The 266-nt window shown below is 46.6% G+C and carries 1 protein-coding gene; it reads left to right on the forward strand.

Going from position 1 to position 266, the window contains the following annotated elements:
* The coding region (locus Q4528_RS14170) for a hypothetical protein (RefSeq protein WP_303522254.1) at positions 1 to 266 on the forward strand (266 nt) is incomplete at both ends.

Raw genomic sequence — 266 nt, forward strand, 5'->3', positions numbered from 1 at the left:
ATGCTGCAGTACGTTATGTGTGTTTCACGCTTTGCTCATTATTTAAAAGTGATGGGGCGTGATCGGGTGGGCTCTTTTGAAAATGCCGATTCGATAGAACGCGACTTACAATCTTGGTTGCGCAGTTACACCACCGCATCCGATGAAGCCTCTGATGAAATTAGAGCGCGCTACCCCTTAAACGAAGCCAATATTCAAGTGAAGGAACAATCCGGCAAGCCGGGCCATTACTACTCGATTATTCATTTACGTCCGCACTTTCAGCT

Origin of the sequence: Staphylococcus pasteuri (assembly GCF_030547725.1) — a bacterium.
Classification (GTDB): Bacteria; Bacillota; Bacilli; order Staphylococcales; family Staphylococcaceae; genus Staphylococcus; species Staphylococcus pasteuri.